Genomic DNA, 17,486 nt, shown 5'->3' with positions numbered 1-17,486 from the left:
CCGCCGGCCCGTCCGCTGCCCCCCCCGCCCCTGCCGAACCTGCCCCGGCGCCCGCGCCAAGGCCGCGACCGCGCGCGCCGGCGGCGGTGGTGGTGCTGGCCGTGCTGGCGGTGGGCTACACCCTGTGGATGGCGCAGGGCGTGATCCTGCCGGTGCTGCTGGCGATGTTCTTCGCCCTGATCGGCAACCCGGTGATCCGCCTGCTGCGCAAGGGGTGGGTCCCGCGCTTCGTGGCCGCGCTGCTGGTGCTGGGCCCGGGCCTGGCCGGCCCCGCCGTGCTGGCGGTGCAGCTGGTCGGGCCTGCCACCGAATGGGCCGAGCAGGCCCCGCGCGAGGCGCGCAAGCTGGCCCGCCAGCTGCAGGACCTGGCCAAGCCCATGCACGAGGCCAACCGCATCGCCGAGGACGTGGCGCGCGCGGCTGCCGGCGAGGCCGGGCGCAAGGTGCAGATCGTGCGCACGCGGGTGGACGATCCCTACGCGGCGCTGACCCGCACCCCGCGCCTGGCCGCGGCGGTGCTGGCGGTGGTGCTGCTGACGTTCTTCTTCATGGTCTACGGCGAGAACCTGCAGCGGCACGCCATCGCCCTGCTGCCGGGGCGGCAGCAGCAGCGTTTCACCGTGGAGCTGCTGCAGTCCATCGAGCGCGAGGTCTCTCGCTACGTGCTGACCATCAGCCTGATCAACGCGGTGGTCGGCCTGGCCTACGCCGGCATCCTGTACCTGCTGGGCTTCCAGGCGCAGGAGGCGCTGTTGTGGGGCACGATGGCCATGCTGCTCAACTACGCGCCGTACGTGGGCCCGCTGATCGGCGTGTGCATGATGCTGCTGGTGGGCTACATCGGCTTCGACGACGGCTGGCGCGCGCTGTTGCCGGCGCTGCTGTACCTGGGCCTGCATACCCTGGAGGGGCAGATCGTCACCCCGATCATCCTCGGCCGGCGCATGGCGCTCTCGCCGCTGGTGCTGATCCTGGCGCTGATGGTGTTCGGCGCGCTGTGGGGCCTGGTCGGCCTGCTGCTGGCGGTGCCGCTGCTGGTATGCGTGAAGCTGGTGCTGGCCCAGGTGGACGGGATGCAGGGCTGGGCGCGGCTGCTGGAGTAGCACGCGCCCGTGGCAGGTGTGCCCGCGCGGGAAAGCCTGGCCAGTGCATTCAAATTTGAATGGAAGTTGCTGGCCCGCGCGGCCCGGAAGGCAGCGTTCCGGCCCTGCGCGGGCAGCGCTGGGGACGGCGACCTACAATGCCCGGGTGAGCTTCCCCGTCCGCGCCATCACCCTCGACCTCGACGACACCCTCTGGCCGTTCGCCCCGATCGCCGAGCGCATCGACCGGGTGCTGCACGAATGGCTGCTGGAGCACAGCCCCGCCACCGCCGCGATGTACCCGGTGGAGGCCATGCGCCGGCTGCGCGAGCGGGTCTTCCACGACAACCCGCACCTGCACCACGACCTGTCCGCGCTGCGCCGGCTGGCCCTGCGCGAGGCGCTGGAGACCAGCGGCGCCGACCCGGCCCTGCTGGAGCCGGCCTACGAGGCCTTCTACGCCGCGCGCAACCAGGTCCAGTGCTACCCCGACACGCTCGACGCGCTGGCGCGCATCGCCGCGCGCGTGCCGGTGGCGGCAGTGACCAACGGCAACGCCGACCTGCGCCGCATCGGTCTGGCCCACCTGTTCGCCTTCCAGCTGGGCGCGCGCGAGCACGGCGCGGCCAAGCCCGCGGCCAGCATCTTCCATGCCGCCTGCGCGCGGCTGGGCTGCGACCACGACCAGGTGCTGCACGTGGGCGACCATCCGGAGATGGACGTGGCCGGCGCCGCCCGCGCCGGGCTGCGCAGCTGCTGGATCAACCGCACCGGCGCGCGCTGGGAACATCCGGAGCTGCGCCCCGACCTCGAGTTTTCCACCCTCACCGCGCTGGCGGACTGGCTTGAGACCCGGGCCGTGCCTGCCGCGCCCCAATGCGAACCCGCCCTATGAGCCATCCCGCCTACGCCGCCCCCGACACCCCCGCCCTGCCGCTGCACCTGGTGGACGCGGCCGGCTTCTCCGCCTGGCGCGCCGCGCGGCCGGCCGCCATCGGCGCCTGGCTCGACGCGCAGGGCTTCGACGGCGCGGCCGGCAGCTTCGCCCTGCTGCCCGGCGACACCGGCGCCGCCGGCGCGGTGCTGGGCGTGGGCGACCGCCTGGATCCCTACGCCTACGCGCATGCGCCCACCGCCCTGCCCGCGGGCGCGTGGACGCCGGCCGCGGAACTGCCGGCCGCCGAGCAGGCGGCGCTGCAGCTGGGCTGGGGGCTGGGCAGCTACCGCTTCACCCGCTACCGCAAGGCCAAGGGTGCGCAGGCGCAGCTGCGCCTGCCGGCACTGGATGCCGAGACGCTGGCGGTGCTGCAGGCGGTCGAGCGCGTGCGCGACTGGGTCAACACCCCGACCCAGGACATGGGCCCGGACCAGCTCGAGGCCGAGGCCCGTGCCCTGGCCCAGGCGCACGGCGCGCAGGTGGAGGTATTCGCCGGCCAGGCGCTGCTGGAGCACAATTTCCCGGCCATCCACGCCGTGGGCCGCGCCTCGCACCGCGCCCCGCGCCTAATCGCGCTGCGCTGGGGCCACGAGCACACCGGCCGCCCGCACCTGGCCCTGGTCGGCAAGGGCGTGTGCTTCGACACCGGCGGCCTGGACCTCAAACCCGCCGATGGCATGCGCAACATGAAGAAGGACATGGGCGGCGCCGCCCACGCCCTGGCCCTGGCCGGGCTGGTGATGGCCCGGCAGCTGCCGGTGCGCCTGACCGTGCTGGTGCCGGCGGTGGAGAACGCGGTGGGTCCGGACGCGCTGCGCCCGGGCGAGATCATCGCCACCCGCAAGGGCCTGAGCGTGGAGGTGGACAACACCGACGCCGAGGGCCGCCTGATCCTGTGCGACGCGCTGGCCTACGCCGCCGAGCAGCAGCCCGGGCTGGTGCTGGACTTCGCCACCCTCACCGGCGCGGCGCGCATCGCCCTGGGTCCGGACCTGCCGGCGCTGTTCGCCAACGACGACGCCGTGGCCGAGGCCTGGCTGGCCGCCGGCCGCCAGACCCACGACCCGGTCTGGCGCATGCCGCTGTGGCGCCCGTACCTGCGCTACCTCCACTCCAACGTGGCCGACATCGCCAACGCCGGCTCACGCATGGCCGGCGCGGTCACCGCCGCGCTGTACCTGGAGCGCTTCCTGCCGGAGAACCTGCCCTGGGCGCACCTGGACACCTACGCCTGGAACGACAACAGCCGCCCGGGCCGTCCGGCCGGCGGTGAGGCCCTGGGCCTGCGCTCGGCCTGGGCCATGCTGCGCGCCCGCTACGCCGGTTGAGCCGGCCGCACCGGCGCCGTGGCGACACGGCGCCGGTGCCTACAGCCAGCCCTTCTGCCGCGCCAGGCGGTAGGCCTCGATGCGGTTGCCCACGCCAAGCTTGCCGATGGCCTCGGACAGGTAGTTGCGGACCGTGCCCTGCGACAGGCCCATCCGCGTGGCGATCTCGGCCGAGGACAGGCCCTCGCCGGCCAGGCGCAGCGCCTGGCGCTCGCGGTCGTTGAGCGGATCGGGCTCGGCCCACGCGCCCAGCGCCAGTTCCGGGTCCACCGCGCGGCCGCCGCCGTGCACCTGGCGGATCGCCTCGGCCAGGCGCTCGGCCGGCGCGTCCTTGAGCAGGTAGCCGCGCACGCCGGCCTCCAGCGCGCGGCGCAGGAAGCCGGCGCGGCCGAACGTGGTGACGATCAGCACCCGGGTCGGCAGCCCGTGGCGCTGCACGCGCTGGGCCAGCTCCAGCCCGGTCAGTCCGGGCATCTCGATGTCGGTGACCAGCACGTCCGGACGCAGGCGCTGCAGCTCGCGCCAGGCACCCTCGCCGTCGGCCGCCACGCCGACCACCTCGATGTCCGGTTCCATCCCCAGCAGCGCGGCCAACGCACCCCGGACCATGCCCTGGTCCTCGGCCAGCAGCACCCGGATCACGGCAATGTCGGCAGGTTCATGCACATGCCTCCGACGTTAGCAGAGCCTCCGCGCTCGTGGAGCCGCGTCAGCGGCGACCTGGCCGGCCTTCCCAGTGCCCGCGTTCAACCGCCAGGCAACCGGGGCCACCCGCCCCGGATGCGCCACGTTGAACGTCGGCTCCGGTCACGCCCTCGCGTCGCCGCGGACGCGGCGCCTACAGGAGGGCCGGGTGGTGGAGGGGCACTTCGGCGACCAGGCGCAGGCCGCGGCCGGAACCGGCCGGACCGACGTGCAGGCGGCCGCCAACGGCCTCCAGGCGCTCGCGCATGCCGCGCAGGCCGTTGCCAGGCTGGACCTGGCCGCCGCGACCGTCGTCCTCCACCTCCAGGCGCCAGGCGTGGCCGGCACGCGCGAAGCGCACCTGCACCCGCCGCGCCCGGGCATGGCGCTGCACGTTGGTGGCCGCCTCGCGCAGGCACAGCGCCAGCGCCGTCTCCTGCTCCGGCGGCAGGGTGGCCGGCTCCAGCTCGCCCTCCAGTGCCACGCCGCCGCTTTCCAGCAGCACCCTGGCCGCAGCCAGCTCGCCGGCCAGGCCGGTGGCGCGGATGCCGGTGACCGCGCGCCGCACCTGCGCCAGCGCCTCGCGCGCCACCTGGCCCAGCTCGGCGATCTGCGCGCGCGCCGCGTCCTGGTCGCGCTGCACCAGCTTGCCGGCCAGGTCGGCCTTCAGCGCCACCAGCGACAGGGTGTGGCCGAGCAGGTCGTGCAGGTCGCGGCCGATGCGCTCGCGTTCGGCCATGGCGGCCAGGCGCCGCACCTCCTCCTGCGACAGCAGCAGGGCCTCGTCGCGCTGCTCGGCCATGCGCTGCATCTGCACCAGCAGGCAGGTCACCAGCGCGGTCGGCGGCAGCCAGGCGAACGCCTGCCACGGCCGTCCCGCCCACATGCCCACCGCCAGCAGCACCGCGTTGGCCGCCACCAGCTTCAGCAGCACCAGGGCCACGGTGCGCGCGCGGCCCGGTGCCGAGGTGCCCCAGCTGATGTAGACGCAGCCGAACATGAAGTAGGTGACGCCGGCCAGGTACCAGGGCAGCAGGGCGATGCCCAGCGCGCACATGGCCACGCCCCAGCGCTGCACGTGTGCCGCCGGCGCGCGCAGCACCGCCACGAACAGCGCCAGGAACAGCGGGAACGAGACCAGGGTCAGCAGGAACCAGCGCAGGGTGTAGCCGGCGCCCTCGAAGAACGGGACGATGAAGGCCCACACCGACCACCCCAGCGGGATCAGCTGCGTCCACAGCGGTCGGCCGCGGCGCAGGGTGCAGGCGATCATCGAATCGGGCGCCGGCCGCAGCCGGTCGAGGAGCGTCTGGGACATCGGGCTTCCTGGCATGGGGTGTGGACGGCGCTTGTCGATCGGCCGCGCCCGCGGCCGTCGCTGATCGCGGATGGTACGCGGCGCGGGCGGGCGCGGACGCACCCGCCCGCACGCGCAGTGTCGCGGGCGTCGGCCGCGGCCGGCAGTCGCGGGACTCACCCCATCCGGATGACAGCTGTCACTGGCCCCGCCCACCCCGCGCCGGCACCATGCCGCCGTGGCCGCAAGCGGCCCGTGGCCTCCGTTATCGCCGCGTGAATCCCCGCCGCGGAGCGCCCTGTACCCTGCCCCGCACCGTGTCCAGGACCCCGACCAGGCCCATGAACGCTTCCTCCGAACTGCTCAGGCAACTGCGGATCGAGCGCGACACCGCCCCGCCGCCACCGCCGCGCCGCGGGCTGTGGATCGGGCTGGGCATCGCCGCCGTGGTGCTGCTGGCCGCCGGCGCCTGGCTGGCGTTCGGCCGCGACCGCGGCGTGGAGGTGCGCACCGCCACCGCCCTCGCGGCCGGCGGCGGCGGCAGTGCGACCTCGGTGCTCGATGCCAGCGGCTACGTCGTGGCCCGGCGCATGGCCACGGTCTCGGCCAAGGTCACCGGCCGGGTGAAGGAAGTGCTGATCGAGGAAGGCATGCGCGTGGAGGAAGGCCAGGTGCTGGCGCGGCTGGACCCGGTGGACGCCGAGCAGCAGCTGGCGCTGGCGGCCTCGCAGCTGGAAGCCGCGCGCAGCCAGCTCGGCGCGGTGCAGGCGCAGCTGAAGGAGGCCGAGGCCAATGCCGTGCGCCTGCAGGCGCTGGCCGCGCAGAAGCTGGTCTCGCAGGCGCAGTACGACCAGGCGGTGGCCCAGCGCGACACCCTGCGCTCGCAGCTGGCCACCGCGCAGCGCAACGTGCGTGTGGCCGAGGACGGCCTGCGCATCGCCGGCCAGGGCGTGGAGAACACCATCGTGGTGGCGCCGTTCTCCGGCGTGATCACCGCCAAGGCGGCGCAGGAGGGCGAGATCGTCTCGCCGCTGTCGGCCGGCGGCGGCTTCACCCGCACCGGCATCGGCACCATCGTGGACATGGACTCGCTGGAGGTCGAGGTGGACGTGGGCGAGGCCTACATCGGCCGGGTCCGGCCGAAGATGCCGGTGGAGGCCACGCTCAACTCCTACCCGGACTGGAAGATCCCCGCCGAGGTGGTGGCCATCATCCCGGCCGCCGACCGCGGCAAGGCCACGGTCAAGGTGCGCGTGGCGCTGAAGGAGAAGGATCCGCGCATCGTCCCGGACATGGGCGTGACGGTCAGCTTCCTGGAGCGCGACCCCGGGCGGGACGAGGCGCCGCGCCGCGGCGTGCGCGTGCCGGCCGCGGCCGTGGTCGAACGCGACGGCGCCACCGTGGTGTTCGTGGTGGACGAACGCCAGCGCGTCGAGCTGCGCCCGGTGCAGGCCGGCGACACGGTCGGCCAGGAGCGCGAGGTGCTCTCCGGCCTGGCGCCGGGCGAGACCGTGGTGGTCGGACCGCCGGAGCGGCTGGCCGACGGCGACCGCGTGCGCACCGCCGAGTGATTCCATCCGCGGCCGCGCCGGCCTGCGGCGGCGCGGCCATCCCCCGGGGATACCCCCCGGCCCACACGCACAACGAGGCAGCAGCCATGGCTTCCCTGGTTTCGATCCACGACCTGACCAAGACCTACCAGCGCGGCGCGGAGAAGGTGCAGGTGCTGCACGGCCTGGACCTGGAGATCGAGGAAGGCGACTTCGTCGCGCTGATGGGTCCTTCGGGCTCCGGCAAGACCACGCTGCTGAACCTGATCGGCGGCCTGGACACGCCCACCTCCGGCAGCATCGAGGTGGCCGGCCAGCGCATCGACAGGATGAGCAGCGGCCAGCTCTCGCACTGGCGCAGCCAGCACGTGGGCTTCGTGTTCCAGTTCTACAACCTGATGCCCGCCCTGAGCGCGCAGAAGAATGTGGAGCTGCCGCTGCTGCTGACCAGGCTCAATGCCGCCCAGCGCCGGCGCAACGCCCGGATCGCGCTGACCCTGGTGGGCCTGGCCGACCGCGCCTCGCACAAGCCCTCCGAGCTGTCCGGCGGCCAGCAGCAGCGCGTGGCCATCGCCCGGGCGATCGTCTCAGACCCCACCCTGCTGATCTGCGACGAACCCACCGGCGACCTGGACCGGCAGTCGGCCGAGGAGATCCTGGGCCTGCTGCAGACCCTCAACCGCGAGCACGGCAAGACCATCGTGATGGTGACCCACGACCCCAAGGCCGCGGAGTACGCCAGCCATGTCCTGCACCTGGACAAGGGCACCCTGGTCGAGCAGGCGCGGCACGCCGCCTGACCGCGCGGAGGACCGGCCATGAAGTACTTCCACCTGGTCTGGGCGGCGCTGTTCCGGCGCAAGACCCGCACCTTCCTCACCCTGGCCTCGATCCTGGCCGCGTTCCTGCTGTTCGGCCTGCTCGACGGTGTGCGCACCTCGTTCGCGCAGCTGGGGCAGAGCGCCGAGGGCGCGCAGCGGCTGCAGACCACCGCTCGGCTGTCCATGATCGAGACCCTGCCGCTGTCGCTGGGCAGCCGCATCGCACGGCTGGACAACGTCGAGGCGGTGACCTGGGCCAACTGGTTCGGCGGCGCCTACCAGAACCCGCGCAACCAGCTGTTCACCTTCGCGGTGGCCCCCAACTACCTTGACCTGTACCCGGAGGCGGAGGTGGATCCGCAGCAGCTGGAGGCGTGGAAGCGCACCCGCACCGGCATTCTGGTCGGCGAGGCGCTCATGCGCCGCTTCGGCTGGAAGGTCGGCCAGCGCATCCCCCTGCAGTCCACCATCTTTCCCAACAGCGACGGCACGCTGAACTGGCAGTTCGACATCGTCGGCACCATCACCACGCGCAAGGGCCGCGACGCCGGCTTCACCGACCAGCTGATCCTCATGCACTACGAGTATTTCGCCGAGTCCACGCCCTACGTGGACGGCGAGGTGGGCTGGTACATCACCCGTGTCTCCGACGTGCGCCGCAGCGACGCGGTGGCGCGCGCCATCGATGCGCTGTCGGCCAACTCGCCGCACGAGACCAAGACCATGAGCGAGCAGGCGGCGATGGCCTCGCAGCTGAAGCAGATGGCCGACATCGGCCTGATCGTCGGCTCGATCATGGGCGCGGTGTTCTTCACCCTGCTGCTGCTGACCGGCAACACCATGGCCCAGGCGGTGCGCGAGCGCACCTCCGAGCTGGCCGTGCTCAAGACCATCGGCTTCTCCGACGGCGCGGTGCTGGGCATGGTCCTGGCCGAATCGGTGCTGCTGGTGCTGCTGGGCGGCGTGCTGGGCCTGGGCCTGGCCGCGGTGCTCTCGCCAGTGGTCAGCGCCGGCAGTGGCGGCGTGATCACCCTGCCGCCGATCGGCTGGCGCAGCTGGCTGCTGGGCCTGGGCCTGATGGCGGGCATCGGCCTGCTGGTGGGTGCGCTGCCAGCGCTGCGGGCCATGCGCCTGAACATCGTCGACGCGCTGGCCGGACGTTGAGGAGATGGTGATGAAGATGCTCAAGTCCCTGCTGCGCGGCGTGCTGCCCGCGCTGGTGGTGGTGGTGTTCCTGGTGGCCTGGGTGGCCCTGCCCTGGCCGGCCCTGCTCGGCCTGGGCTTGCTGCTGGCGCTGTGGATGGCGCTGACCCGCACGGGCCGGCAGGCCGCCTCGGTGGCCTACGTCGGCATCGCCACGCTGCCGCAGCGCCTGGGCACGTCCTCGGTGGTGGTGGTCGGCATCGCCGGCGTGGTCGGCGTGCTGAGGGCGCTGCTGGCGATGGCGGTGGGCTACCGCCACACCCTGGCCAGCAGCGGCGATGAAAACACCGCCATCGTCCTGCGCGGCGGCTCCTCCGCCGAGCTGATGTCGGTGCTCTCGCACGAGGCGGTCACCGCCATCGTCCGTGCGCCGGAGATCGCCCGCAATGCCGAGGGCCAGCCGCTGGCCTCGCCGGAGCTGCTGGTGGCGGCCAACGTGCCGCGCCGCGGCAGTGGCGAGGACGGCAGCGTGACCCTGCGCGGCGTCGGGCCGATGGCCTGGGAGGTACGCCGGTCGGTGCGGCTGGTGGAAGGCCGGCGCTTCGAGCCGGGGCGGCGCGAGCTGGTGGTCGGCCGTGGCGCGCAGCGCCAGTTCGACGGCCTGGAAGTGGGCCGCGAGCTGCGCCTGGGCAACCAGGTGTGGACGGTGGTCGGGGCGTTCGAGTCCGGCGACTCGCTGGAATCGGAGATGTGGGCCGACGCGGAGATCGTCGCGGCCACCTACCGCCGCGGCAGCAGCCGCGCCTCGGTGGTGGCCCGCCTGGCCGACCCGAAGGCGATCGGCGCGTTCAAGGCCAACCTCGCCGCCGACCCGCGCCTGCAGGTGGAGGCCACCACCACCCGCGAGTACTTCCGCCGCCAGTCCGAGACGCTGACCCGGGTGCTGCGCATCATCGGCATCGTGGTCGGCTCCATCATGGCCATCGGCGCGGTGTTCGGCGCACTCAACACCATGTTCGCCACGGTGGCCACGCGGGCGCGCGAGATCGCCACCCTGCGCGCGATCGGTTTCCGCGGGATGCCGGTGGTCGCGGCGGTGATGCTGGAGACCCTGCTGCTGGCGGCGGCCGGCGGCATCGTCGGCGGCGCCGTGGCCTGGCTGCTGTTCAACGGCTACACGGCCTCGACCATGGCCGGCGGCGTGGCGCAGCTGAGCTTCGAGTTCCGGGTCACGCCCGTGCTGCTGTGGACCGGGCTGAAGTGGGCGCTGGCCATCGGCTTCGTCGGCGGCCTGTTCCCGGCCCTGCGCGCGGCCACCCTGCCGGTCAGCCAGGCGCTGCGCGCGGCCTGAGCGCCGCGTGCCGCCGGTCCCGCGCCCGGCCGCGTGCCGGGCGCGGCGCGCCCGCTCAGGCCGGCCGCTGCCGGCTGCGCCACAGGCCCTCGCCGGCGTAGATCGCCAGGCCCAGCCAGATCGCGCCGAAGCCCAGCGCGCGGGCGGCGTCGAACGGCTCGTGGAAGAACCACACGCCCAGCAGCAGCTGCAGGGTCGGAGCGATGTACTGCATCAGCCCGACCACGCTCAGCGGGATGCGGCGCACGCCGTAGGCGAAGCCGATCAGCGGCACCGCGGTGACCACGCCGCCGAACACCAGCAGCAGGTCGGTGCCCAGGCTCCAGCCGGCGGCGAAGCCGCCGCCATGGCCGGCCTCGGCCCACAGCACCCAGGCCAGGGCCGGCAGGAACAGGTACAGGCTCTCCAGGCCCAAGCCCGCCACCGGGTCCACCGCCACCAGCTTGCGCACCAGTCCGTACAGGCCGAAGGAGCCGGCCAGGCCCAGCGCGATCCACGGCGGCGAGCCGCCCTGCCAGGTCAGCCAGGCCACGCCGGCGGCGGCGCAGCCGACCGCGATCCACTGCAGCCGGCGCAGCCGCTCGTGCAGCACCAGCACGCCCAGCAGCACGTTGACCAGCGGATTGATGAAGTAGCCCAGGCTGGTCTCGACCACGTGCCCGGCGTTCACCGCCCAGATGTACAGACCCCAGTTGAAGGCGATCAGCACCGCGCTCAGCGCCAGTGCCGGCAGCGCGCGCGGCTGCGCCACCAGCCGGCGCAGCCAGCCCAGGCCGTCGCGCAGCAGCAGCCAGCCCACCACCAGCAGCGCGCTCCACACCACGCGGTGGGCCATGATCTGCATCGCGGGCACGGCCTTGAGCAGGTGCCAGTACACCGGCACCACGCCCCAGATCACGAAGGTGCCGGCGGTGACCGCCAGCCCGCGCCGGTCGATCGTGCCGCTCATCGCCGCAGCACCCGCGCCAGGGTAATCAGCACCACGCCGGCCAGGATCACCGCCATCGCGCCCAGGTCGTGGGCGGTGAAACGCTCGCCGGCCAGCCAGGCGCCCAGCGCCACGGCGATCACCGGGTTGACGTAGGCGTAGCTGCTGACCAGCACCGGACGCACGTGGTGCAGCAGCCACACGTAGGTGGAGAAGGCCACGATCGAGCCGAACACCGCCAGGTAGGCCAGCGCCAGGGTCCCCTGCAGGGTCGGCTGCAGGTCGTGGCCCTCGCCGCGCAGCAGGCCGATCAGCAGCAGCATCGCCCCGCCGCACAGCATCTGCCCGGCCGAGGTCATGAACGGCGAAGGCAGGTCGCGCCCGCGCGACCACACCGAGCCGAACGCCCAAGCCACCGGCGCGATGACCAGCAGCACCAGCCCGGCCGGGCTGGCACCGAGGCTGCTGCCGGCGTTGAGCCAGACCACGCCGGCGAAGCCCACGGCCAGCCCCAGCCATTCGATGCGGGTCGGACGCTGCCCGTAGAAGGCGCCGAACAGGCCCATCCACAGCGGCACCGAGGCCACCGCCACCGCGGCCAGGCCGGAGGAGACGTGCTGCCCGGCCAGCCCCCCGCAGCCGTTGCCCAGCAGCAGCAGGGTCGCCCCCATCACCGCCACGTTCCTCCACTGCGCGCCGGTCGGCGCCGGCACGCCGCGCCAGCGCAGGAACGCGTACATCACCCCGCCGGCCACCAGGAAACGCGCGCCGGACACCGCGGCCAGCGGCGGCCAGCCGCCCTCCAGGGCGAAGCGGATGCCCAGGTAGGTCGAACCCCAGACGACGTAGACGATCGCGAGCGCGAAAACGACGGCCAGTCCTCCGGCGCGGGCCGGAGCATGCACGGGTGAGGACATGCGGGTGAGAAGGGGAAGGATCGGCCGGTGATTCTAATTCCGCCACCCCCGCCGGTCGTGGAGGCGCAGCCCCCCCTGCGCGGGACAGCGCGTTCCGCCGCCCGGGCGCAAGCTGGCGCCACGCCAACGGCGGCTGAAGGCCGGGGCAACGGCCTCACCCCGGAGGCTTGTCCCGGCCGCGGGCACAGGCGCATATTCGGCCGCGAGGTACCGTCCGGAGGCCTGACGATGAACACCCTGCGAATGCGCACCATCGCCCTCGCCCTGGTGCTGGCGGTCGCGCCCGGGGTGGCCGCCGCGCGCAGCACCGTGACCGATCCGGAGCGTCCGCGCGAGCTGCCGGGCGAGACCGTCTCGGTGGCCTGGACCGACCCGGCGCAGTTCTCGGACCTGCGCTTCAGCGGCAACCGGTGGGAGGCCGCGCAGGGCGACTGGGTCGCCGAGCTGGCCCGCTACCTGCAGAAGCGCGCCGAGCGCCGCCTGCCCGAGGGCCGGAAGATGGAGGTGACCATCACCGACATCATGCGCGCCGGCCGCTACGAGCCCTGGCGCGGCCCGTACATGGACCGGGTGCGGGTCCTGCGCGACCACTACCCGCCGCGCATGACACTCAACTTCCGCATCACCGGCGCGGACGGCCAGGTGCTGGCCGAGGGCGAGCGCACGCTCACCGACCTGGGCTTCATGCAGAGCGTGTCGATCAACCACAACGACCTGCTGCGCTACGAGAAGCGCATGATCGACGACTGGCTGCGCCGCGAGCTGGCGCAGCCGCAGGTGGCCGCGCGCTGAGCGGCCGCGGCCGGTCCCGGGCGCGCGGCCCGGGGCCGCGGCCGGCGCCTACTGCTCGACCACCTTGGCGACCGCCCGCTCGATCTCCTCGCGGGTGGTGTTGGTGTAGTTGCGCGGCACCTCGGCCACCACCCGCGCCCGCGCCTGCTCGTTGAGCTGGGCACGGATCTGGCCCAGCGTCTGCGGGTCAGCGGCGATCACCAGGTGCCGGTAGCGGTCGTGCAGCGCGTCGTGGTTGATGCGCTGCGCCAGCTGGCGGGCGAAGGACGCCTCGTCCATCTCCCGCGCGTGCACCTCGCTGGGCAGCGCCGCCGGCATCACGCCCTCGGCCGGGTCCAGGGCCATCGCCTCCTCCTGGTGCAGGCGCACCTGGCCGCCGCTGCCCACGTTGCGGAACAGGCGGGCCGAGCCGCCATCGGCGACCCGGATCCAGGCATCGCGGGGAATCCTGAGCATCGTGCCTCCCGTGCTGCGGTGTGTGTCCCCCAGCGTGGCCGTTGCCGCGTTAGGGCCGCGCGCAGGCGGCGTCACGGCCGCGTCCGCACCGGCGGCCCGGGCTGCGGCATCATGGGCGCGCACCTTGCAGGAGGACGCCGATGAGCCGCTTCGACCTCAGCCCGCCCACCCAAGCCCAGTACCAGGCCCTGGTCGCCGCCCTGTCCGACGAGGAGCGCCGCGTTCTGCTGCACCACGGCACCGAGGCACCGTTCTGCGGCGCGTTCCTGGACAACAAGCGCGAGGGCACCTACGTGTGCAGGCTGTGCGGCCTGCCGCTGTTCCGCTCCTCGGCCAAATTCGATTCCGGCACCGGCTGGCCCAGCTTCTTCGCGCCCTACGACGAGGCGCACATCCGCCGCGTGCGCGACACCAGCCACGGCATGGTCCGCACCGAGATCGTGTGCGCCCGCTGCGGCAGCCATCTGGGCCACGTGTTCCCGGACGGGCCGCCGCCGACCGGCGAGCGCCATTGCCTGAACTCGGTGGCGCTGGGCTTCGTGGACGCCGGCCAGCCGTTGCCCGATCCGCTCGGCCGCGGCGGCGCGGAAGCCGGGCCGGCCTGAACGCCGGCGTACGCGGTTACCATGGCCGCCAGGCCATCCGGGAGGCACCCATGAAGTACCTGCTGCTGGTCTACCTCGACCAGGAACTGTTCGACGCCCTGCCGGCGGAGGAGTACGCGGAGCATATGCGCGCCTGCCTGCGCCACGCCGACGAGCTGAAGGCGCGCGGCACGCTGCTGGCCAGCGACAAGCTGGAACCGCCGGCGCAGGCGCGCACGGTGCGCGTGCGCCAGGGCCGGACCACGGTGTTCGACGGCCCCTTCGCCGAGACCAAGGAAGTGCTGGCCGGCTACAACCTGATCGAAGCCGGGTCGCTGGAGGAGGCGGTGGAGATCGCCCGCTCCTTCCCGTGGGCCCGCTACGGCAGCATGGAGGTGCGCCCGGTGGCCGACCTGGACGCCGAGCGCGCGCGGCTGGGCGCCTGAGCCTTCAGGCGCGGCAGGTGTCGCGCGCCCCGGTGGCGGCCACGCAGTGGCGGAAGTCCTCGGGCAGACCCTGCACCTGGCGGCGCCGCCCGACCTGCAGCTCGAACTCGTCCAGCACCACCCGCTGGCAGCCGGCGCGGGTGCCGGCGGCCTTCTCGCATTGCTCCTGGTACAGCCGGTAGACGCAGGCACCGCCGCTGGCGGCCAGGCACTCGAAGGTGGCCACGCCGTCCTCCAGCGTGGTCTTGCTGAACACCGTGTCCACCCCGTCCTGGCTGGCGCGGATGATGCTGGTCACGCCCGGGCGCGGGTCGCCGAACAGCGCGAGCAGGCAGGACAACAGGGCCGTCAGCAGTTTCATGGCATCTACCTCGTGAAACAGTACGACGCGGGGGACGGGGAGCCGGCGCGGAACGGGCCGCGCGGCGACGTGTTATGGATGCCGCAGGCGGCGGATCGGTCGCGCCTCACATGCCGCGGAAGAGGGCCATGAACGGCGGGCTGACCGGCAGGGTCTCCGGCCGCCGCTTGAGCCGCAGCCGGCCCTTGCCGCCCTCCTCGCGCACCACCGCCGCCACCGCGGCCAGGTTGACGATGGTGGAGCGGTGGACCTGGCGGAAGCGGTTCGGGTCCAGCACCTCCAGCAGCTCCTTCAGCGGCGTGCGCAGCAGCGCCTCGCCGTCCTCGGTGACCACCACCGTGTACTTGCTGTCGGCGCGGAAGTAGACCACCTCGTCGAGCATGATCAGGCGGGTCTCGCGCCCGGTGTTGGCGGTGATCCAGGCCAGCGGCGGCGGTGCCGACGGCTCCGGCGGACGGCGCGCCAGGTGGCGCAGCAGCTCGTCCAGCACCGCCGGGTCCGGGCGCCCCGCCGTGGCCCGCGCCTGCACCCGCTGCACGGTGGCCTGCAGGCGGTCGCGCGCCACCGGCTTGAGCAGATAGTCCACCGCGCCCTGCTCGAAGGCGTCGATGGCGTACTGGTCGTAGGCGGTGACGAACACCACCTGGGTGCGCGGGCTGACCTCGGCCAGCGCCGCGGCCACCTCGATGCCGGACAGGCCGGGCATGCGGATGTCGAGGAAGGCCACGTCGGGCTTGTGCGCGGCGATGGCCTCCAGCGCGCTGGCACCGTCCTCGCACTCGGCCACCACGCGCAGTTCCGGCCAGGCCTCCTGCAGCTGCAGCAGCAGCGAGGTGCGCAGCAGCTCCTCGTCCTCGGCGATCACGCACTCAAACATGGCGGGGCTCCTCCTGCGGCAGCGGCGGCGGTGCGGGCACGGCAGGCGCCGGGGCCGGCAGGGTCAGGGTCGCGGCGGCGCCGCTGGGGAAGTTGGAGACCAGGGCGAAACTGGCGCGCTCGCCGTAGGTCAGGCGCAGGCGCTCGCGCAGGTTCTTCAGGCCGATGCCGGTGCCGCTGCTGTTGCCGCCGAAGCCCAGGCCGTCGTCGGCCACGGTCACCGTGACCTGGTCGTCCATGCGCCGGGCCAGGATCCAGATGCTGCCACCGCCGGGCTTGGGCTCCAGACCGTGCTTGATGGCGTTCTCCACCAGCGTCTGCAGCATCATCGAGGGAAGCGGCACGGACTTCAGCTCTTCGGGCACGTGCACCTGCACCGCCAGGCGGCTGCCCATGCGGATCTTGAGGATCTCCAGGTAGGCGCCGACCCGCTCCAGCTCCTCGCCCAGGGTGGAGGGCCCGTCCTGCTCGCGCGGCAGCGAGCGGCGCAGGTACTGGATCAGGTGGCCCAGCATCTGCTCGGCGCGCGGCGGGTCGGTGCGCGCCAGCACCTGGGCATTGGCCAGGGTGTTGTAGAGGAAGTGCGGCTCCACCTGCGCCTGCAGCAGGTTGAGGCGGGCGATGGCCAGGGCGCTGTCGGTGTCCTTGCGGTGGGCGGCGTCGCGCTCGTCGCGGCGGCGCTCGGCCACGCGACGGGCGATGGCGCGCATCAGCGCCTCGGCGTTTTCGTAGTTGCTGCCCTCGTCCAGGGCGAACAGGTCCACCCAGTGCGGCGCGTCCGGCTCGCACAGCAGGGTCACACTGCTGGTGCCGTCGCCCGGCGCCACCGTGGCCAGCACCTGGTTGCGCTCCACCGCCAGGCGCGCCAGCAGGTTCCAGCGCGAGGGCTTGCGGCCGCCGGCGTCGGCACGGCGCACCTTGGCCCGCACCTGCAGGCTGTCGCGCCCCTCCTCCACCTCCTCCGAGCGCGGCAGCTCGCGCACCGCGGCGGCGACCATGGCGAAGGCCTCGTCCGCATCCAGCGGCACCTCGATGCGGCGCTGCTGGCGGCTGCTGAGCGTGGCCCCGTCCAGGCGCCCGGCGATCAGCCAGACCCGGCGCAGGTGGGTCAGCGCACCGAGCAGCGCGGTGACCATGGCGAGCATGGCCAGCAGGCCGAACAGCCAGCCCGGGCCGCGGTTCATGCCGTAGAACAGGCCGGACCAGACGAACCCGGCCAGGACCAGGGCCGCGCTCCAGGCCAGGAAGATGCGGGCGAGCAGAAACAGGCTGGAGAACACGGCGCACCACCAGGCGGGGAAGGTGCGTGGAGCATAGTGCCCCGGCGGCGGGCGGGAAGGCCCGTTGCGACGAAACCGCATCCGCGCCGACGAAACCGCGTCCCGGCGGACCGGAACCGGGCCCCTCAGGGCGCCGGCGTCCCCTGGATGCGCGACCAGACCCGGCCGAACACGTCGCGCGCCTCGGTCTCGGTCAGCGGACTGGCACGCACGCCCTCGCGCTGCAGGAACAGGTGCAGGCCCTCCTCGGCATCCGCGCGCGGATGGTTGAGGAACACGTCGTAGGCGGCGCTGAGCACCTGCCAGTAGCGGGCGAAGCTACGCATGGCCCGGGCCCGCGGCAGGTCCTGGTAGTGCTGGCGCCAGTAGTCGCGCTCACGCTCGATGTCGACCACGACCGTCCGCCGCGCGGGCGGCTGTGCGTTGTGCATGGTTCACCGGGTTCCGTGGGAAGGGCGCCGTGTCCGCCGGCGCGAGCCACCAGCGTCCCAGTCCGGGCGTGGCCGCCGGGTGAAAAAAGCCGGATGGCCTGCACGCCGGGCGCGCGCGGCCACCGCGGTTCCGCGACGGCGCGCACGGAAAAGGCGGCGCCGATGGATGCGGGGTGGCGCATCACGGGTGCACCGCGATGGCGCAAATCCGTATGCTTGCGC

Annotated in this window: 19 protein-coding genes; 10 read left to right on the top strand and 9 right to left on the bottom strand. The window is 73.5% G+C overall.

From position 1 onward, the window contains the following. The 3 genes from CR938_RS01465 to CR938_RS01455 form a co-directional block, all read left to right on the top strand. On the top strand, positions 1-1,103 hold a 1,103-nt coding region (locus tag CR938_RS01465; RefSeq protein ID WP_246190932.1), incomplete at its 5' end, for an AI-2E family transporter. 145 nt (positions 1,104-1,248) lie between these two features. After that, positions 1,249-1,977 (top strand): HAD family hydrolase, encoded by a 729-nt coding sequence (locus CR938_RS01460; RefSeq protein WP_162123304.1) that lies wholly within the window; start codon positions 1,249-1,251, stop codon positions 1,975-1,977. Next, entirely contained in the window at positions 1,974-3,347 is a 1,374-nt protein-coding gene (locus CR938_RS01455; RefSeq protein WP_162123303.1) for a leucyl aminopeptidase family protein, read from the top strand. Before CR938_RS01460 ends, CR938_RS01455 begins: the two co-directional genes overlap by 4 nt. A gap of 39 nt (positions 3,348-3,386) precedes the next feature. Here the strand turns inward: CR938_RS01455 and CR938_RS01450 are convergent, their stop codons facing one another. Together CR938_RS01450 and CR938_RS01445 are read right to left on the bottom strand one after the other, a co-directional pair. After that, entirely contained in the window at positions 3,387-3,989 is a 603-nt protein-coding gene (locus CR938_RS01450) for a response regulator transcription factor (protein WP_162123310.1), read from the bottom strand. 196 nt (positions 3,990-4,185) lie between these two features. After that, a complete protein-coding gene (locus CR938_RS01445) occupies positions 4,186-5,349 on the bottom strand; it encodes a sensor histidine kinase (RefSeq protein WP_162123302.1) in 1,164 nt (387 codons plus the stop codon). Positions 5,350-5,669: 320 nt separating this feature from the next. Here CR938_RS01445 and CR938_RS01440 point away from each other — a divergent pair, with 320 nt between their 5' ends. The 4 genes from CR938_RS01440 to CR938_RS01425 all read left to right on the top strand — a co-directional run bounded on the left by CR938_RS01440 (position 5,670) and on the right by CR938_RS01425 (position 10,193). Further along, complete coding sequence (locus CR938_RS01440) at positions 5,670-6,899, top strand: efflux RND transporter periplasmic adaptor subunit (protein ID WP_162123301.1); 1,230 nt, start codon at positions 5,670-5,672, stop codon at positions 6,897-6,899. 86 nt (positions 6,900-6,985) lie between these two features. Next, complete coding sequence (locus tag CR938_RS01435) at positions 6,986-7,678, top strand: ABC transporter ATP-binding protein (RefSeq protein WP_162123300.1); 693 nt, start codon at positions 6,986-6,988, stop codon at positions 7,676-7,678. An 18-nt stretch (positions 7,679-7,696) separates the two neighbouring features. Further along, the gene (locus CR938_RS01430) at positions 7,697-8,863 is read left to right on the top strand and encodes an ABC transporter permease (RefSeq protein ID WP_162123299.1); all 1,167 of its coding nucleotides are present in this window, start codon (positions 7,697-7,699) and stop codon (positions 8,861-8,863) included. Between the two features lie 10 nt (positions 8,864-8,873). After that, complete coding sequence (locus tag CR938_RS01425) at positions 8,874-10,193, top strand: ABC transporter permease (RefSeq protein ID WP_162123298.1); 1,320 nt, start codon at positions 8,874-8,876, stop codon at positions 10,191-10,193. Between the two features lie 55 nt (positions 10,194-10,248). Here CR938_RS01425 and rarD read toward each other — a convergent pair whose 3' ends face one another. Both rarD and yedA read right to left on the bottom strand, forming a co-directional pair. Further along, positions 10,249-11,142 (bottom strand): EamA family transporter RarD, encoded by an 894-nt coding sequence (rarD, locus tag CR938_RS01420; RefSeq protein ID WP_162123297.1) that lies wholly within the window; start codon positions 11,140-11,142, stop codon positions 10,249-10,251. Beyond that, entirely contained in the window at positions 11,139-12,038 is a 900-nt protein-coding gene (gene yedA, locus CR938_RS01415) for a drug/metabolite exporter YedA (protein WP_162123296.1), read from the bottom strand. Before yedA ends, rarD begins: the two co-directional genes overlap by 4 nt. A gap of 222 nt (positions 12,039-12,260) precedes the next feature. Here yedA and CR938_RS01410 point away from each other — a divergent pair, with 222 nt between their 5' ends. Next, positions 12,261-12,830: a DUF3016 domain-containing protein gene (locus CR938_RS01410; RefSeq protein WP_162123309.1), complete on the top strand. Its 570-nt coding sequence runs from the start codon at positions 12,261-12,263 to the stop codon at positions 12,828-12,830. Positions 12,831-12,878: 48 nt separating this feature from the next. Here the strand turns inward: CR938_RS01410 and CR938_RS01405 are convergent, their stop codons facing one another. Then, positions 12,879-13,286: a baeRF12 domain-containing protein gene (locus CR938_RS01405; protein ID WP_162123295.1), complete on the bottom strand. Its 408-nt coding sequence runs from the start codon at positions 13,284-13,286 to the stop codon at positions 12,879-12,881. Between the two features lie 140 nt (positions 13,287-13,426). Between CR938_RS01405 and msrB the strand changes: the two genes are divergently transcribed. Next, entirely contained in the window at positions 13,427-13,891 is a 465-nt protein-coding gene (gene msrB, locus CR938_RS01400; RefSeq protein WP_162123294.1) for a peptide-methionine (R)-S-oxide reductase MsrB, read from the top strand. 50 nt (positions 13,892-13,941) lie between these two features. Then, the gene (locus tag CR938_RS01395) at positions 13,942-14,316 is read left to right on the top strand and encodes a YciI family protein (protein ID WP_162123293.1); all 375 of its coding nucleotides are present in this window, start codon (positions 13,942-13,944) and stop codon (positions 14,314-14,316) included. A 4-nt stretch (positions 14,317-14,320) separates the two neighbouring features. On the opposite strand, the gene CR938_RS01390 is transcribed toward CR938_RS01395, so the two are convergent. The 4 genes from CR938_RS01390 to CR938_RS01375 form a co-directional block, all read right to left on the bottom strand. Beyond that, positions 14,321-14,677, bottom strand: a complete 357-nt coding sequence (locus tag CR938_RS01390; RefSeq protein WP_162123292.1) for a hypothetical protein — start codon at positions 14,675-14,677, stop codon at positions 14,321-14,323. A gap of 106 nt (positions 14,678-14,783) precedes the next feature. Beyond that, entirely contained in the window at positions 14,784-15,554 is a 771-nt protein-coding gene (locus CR938_RS01385) for a LytR/AlgR family response regulator transcription factor (RefSeq protein ID WP_162123291.1), read from the bottom strand. Beyond that, positions 15,547-16,833 carry a sensor histidine kinase gene (locus CR938_RS01380; protein WP_162123290.1) on the bottom strand — a complete coding sequence of 429 codons (1,287 nt, stop codon included), beginning with the start codon at positions 16,831-16,833 and terminating at the stop codon, positions 15,547-15,549. The genes CR938_RS01385 and CR938_RS01380 overlap by 8 nt, the downstream gene beginning before the upstream one ends. 125 nt (positions 16,834-16,958) lie before the next feature. Beyond that, a complete protein-coding gene (locus tag CR938_RS01375) occupies positions 16,959-17,264 on the bottom strand; it encodes a hypothetical protein (protein ID WP_170296511.1) in 306 nt (101 codons plus the stop codon). Between the last annotated feature and the right edge of the window lie 222 nt (positions 17,265-17,486).

The organism is Pseudoxanthomonas taiwanensis (genome assembly GCF_010093135.1).
Classification (GTDB): Bacteria; Pseudomonadota; Gammaproteobacteria; order Xanthomonadales; family Xanthomonadaceae; genus Pseudoxanthomonas; species Pseudoxanthomonas taiwanensis.
Note: the sequence above shows the minus strand (reverse complement) of the source record. Positions and strands in the feature narration are given on the sequence as shown.